This is a genomic window from Amycolatopsis sp. cmx-8-4, assembly GCF_046548675.1.
GTDB lineage: Bacteria > Actinomycetota > Actinomycetes > Mycobacteriales > Pseudonocardiaceae > Amycolatopsis.
In genome coordinates, this window is record NZ_JAEBDZ010000032.1 from 52,858 (window position 1) to 55,305 (window position 2,448).

Sequence of the window (2,448 nt, forward strand, 5' to 3'; positions counted from 1 at the left end):
CGCGGTGCTCCCGATCGTGTCCACGGTGACGGCCTCCCCGGCCGGGCCGGAGATCCAGGACGCGCGGTACTGGGTGGATCACGCCCGCCGTCCGGTGCTCTTCACCGGCGCGATCTCCGCCCTCGGCGCCCTCGGCGTCACCAAGTACCTCGAGCTCGGGCCGGACAGCACCCTCGCGGCGCTGACCCGCTCGTTCGCCGGCGAGGCCGCGACGGTCACCGCCGCCCTGCGCAAGGGCCGCTCGGACGAGTCGTCCGTGGTCGCCGCGCTGGCCCGCCTCGACGTCGCCGGCACCCCGGTCCGCTGGGCGGACTTCTTCGCCGGCACCGGCGCGCGGCCGGTCGACCTGCCCACCTACCGGTTCCAGCACGAACGCTTCTGGCCGGACCAGACCCACGTCACCGCTGGTACCAGCGAGGACCTGTGGGCGGAGCTGGACGCCGAGTCCCTGGCCGGCCTCGGTGTCGACCGCGCCGCGCTCGACGCCGTCCTGCCCGCGTTGCTGGACCTCAAGCACCGCCGGGCCACCCAGTCCACTGTGGACGACCTGCGCTACCGGATCGCCTGGAAGCCGCTCGGCGGCTCCCTCGGCGTCGTCCCGGACGGTACCTGGCTGGTCCTCGTGCCCGCCGGGTGCACCGACGACGCCTGGGCCGCCGGTGTGGTCAAGGCTCTCGGGGCCGAGCGCATGGACGTCACCGGCACCGACCGCGCGTCGCTGACCGCCGCGCTCGGCGGGTTCGACGACGTCGCCGGCGTCGTTTCCCTGCTCGGCCTGGACGAATCGACGCCGACGGCGGGGGTCGCGGCGACCACCGCGCTGCTGCAGGCCCTCGCCGGGACCGGCAGCACCGCACCCCTGTGGTGCCTGACGCGTGGCGCCGTCACCGCGATCCCGTCCGACCGGCTCACCTCACCGGCGCAGGCCGCGCTCTGGGGCCTCGGCCGGGTGGCCGCGCTCGAACAGCCGGGCCGCTGGGGTGGCCTGATCGACCTGCCGGGTGAGCTCGACGACCACGCGGTCGCGCGGCTCGGCGGCATCCTCGCCGGTGATGAGGACCAGGTCGCGGTGCGGGCCGCGGGCGTGTTCGCCCGCCGGCTCGTCCGGACGCCGTCCGGTGCGGCCCCGAAGGCGTGGCGCCCGCACGGCACCGTCGTCGTCACCGGTGGCACCGGTGCGCTGGGCCGGCGGCTGGCCCGCTGGCTGCTCGACGAAGGCGCGGCCAAGGTCGTGCTGACCGGGCGCCGCGGCCCGGACACCCCCGACGCCACGGAACTGCTGGCCGAGCTAAGCGAGCGCGCATCGATCGTGGCGTGCGACCTGACCGACGCGGCCGCCGTGCGCACCCTGCTGACCGACGTCCCGGCGGACGCGCCCCTGTCCGCCGTGGTCCACGCGGCCGGCGTGCTCGACGACGGTGTCCTCGAAAGCTACGACGCCGACCGGTTCGACGCCGTCTTCGCGGCCAAGGCCGACTCGGCACGGGTGCTCGACCAGGTCACCCGCGAACTGGACCTCGACCTCGACGTCTTCGCGTTGTTCTCCTCGGCGTCCAGCTCGGTCGGCAACGCCGGGCAGGCCAACTACGCCGCGGCGAACGCCGTGCTCGACGCGATCGCCGAACACCGGACCCGCGCCGGGCTGCCGGGCACGTCGATCGCCTGGGGCGCTTGGCAGGCCGGCATGGCCGAGACGGCCGACGCCGCCGCCCGGGCTAAGCGCACCGGGACCCGGCCGGTGCCGGTGGACCTCGCGCTCACCACGTTCGCGCAGGTCGTGCTGGCGACCGACGCCACCCCGGTGGTCGCCGACATCGACCACGCCACGTTCCTCCGCGCGTTCACCGCGGCCCGCCCGAGCCCGCTGCTGACCGACCTGCCCGAGTACCACCGGCTCACGGCCGAGGCACCGGTCGACGTCTCCGGGGCCCTGCGGGACAAGCTGGCGAAGCTGCCGGCTTTGGACCGCGAGAAGGCCGCGCTGGACGTCGTCCGCACCCAGGTCGCCGCGGTGCTCGGCTTCGCCGGGCCGCACGCGGTCGACCCCGAACGGCCGTTCTCCGGACTGGGCTTCGACTCGCTCAGCGCGATCGAGCTGCGCAACCAGCTGGCCGCGGCGACGGGCCTGGAACTGCCGGCGACGCTGGTGTTCGACCACCCGTCCCCGGCGGTGCTGGCGGCGGACCTGGTCCGGCAGCTGGTGCCGGCCACGGATTCCAACGACGACGATGCGGCACTGCGAGCCCTGCTCGCGACGGTACCCCTGGCCCGCCTGCGTGAGATCGGCGTGCTGGAACCCCTGCGGCGCCTGGCCGGGCAGGTCCCGGACCCGGTCGGCGGCACCGGGAAGGCGAGCGAAGACATCGACGGGATGTCGCTCGACGACCTGGTCCGCGCCGCGCTCGACGGTGAGGCCACCTGATCCCGATGAACCTACGGAGCTGACAC

Annotated in this window: 1 protein-coding gene (only partly in view); it reads left to right on the forward strand. The window is 75.1% G+C overall.

Going from position 1 to position 2,448, the window contains the following annotated elements:
- Positions 1-2,422, forward strand: the end of a protein-coding gene (locus ACLJQZ_RS41125; protein WP_410626303.1) for a type I polyketide synthase. It extends 24,704 nt beyond the left edge of the window; only the last 2,422 of its 27,126 coding nucleotides appear in the window; the start codon falls outside the window, past its left edge; the stop codon is at positions 2,420-2,422.
- Positions 2,423-2,448 lie beyond the last annotated feature (26 nt).